General features: G+C 61.4%; 1 protein-coding gene. It reads left to right on the top strand.

The window, feature by feature from the left end; translation table 11 throughout:
- Nucleotides 1-251, top strand: a 251-nt coding sequence (locus tag KVT36_RS31875) for a hypothetical protein (RefSeq protein WP_217607460.1), incomplete at both ends; no start/stop codon positions are given.

The raw sequence follows: 251 nt of genomic DNA, 5'->3' as shown, positions 1-251 counted from the left end.
AACCGACCGGCGAATGCACTGGGCGAGATTCCCTCAGTGGCGAGGAGCTCGCCGCGCACGGCAGCTGCCATGAGGTGCTGCACCATCGCAGCTCGATACCGTTCCCCTGTTTCGGCGACGTCATGAGCGGGGCCCAGAAGACCCAAGACTTGGCCAAACGCTTTTGGTTGCGCCACGAGCGTTCTGGGGACGAAAGCGAATCCCTGTCCGTCAATTGGACGCACCATGGCACGACCCTTCTGCTGAAAATG

Source organism: Chitinophaga sp. GbtcB8, assembly GCF_019091455.1.
GTDB lineage: Bacteria > Bacteroidota > Bacteroidia > Chitinophagales > Chitinophagaceae > Chitinophaga.
The sequence above is the reverse complement of the archived record's forward strand: the minus strand, read 5'-3'. Positions and strand labels throughout refer to the sequence as shown.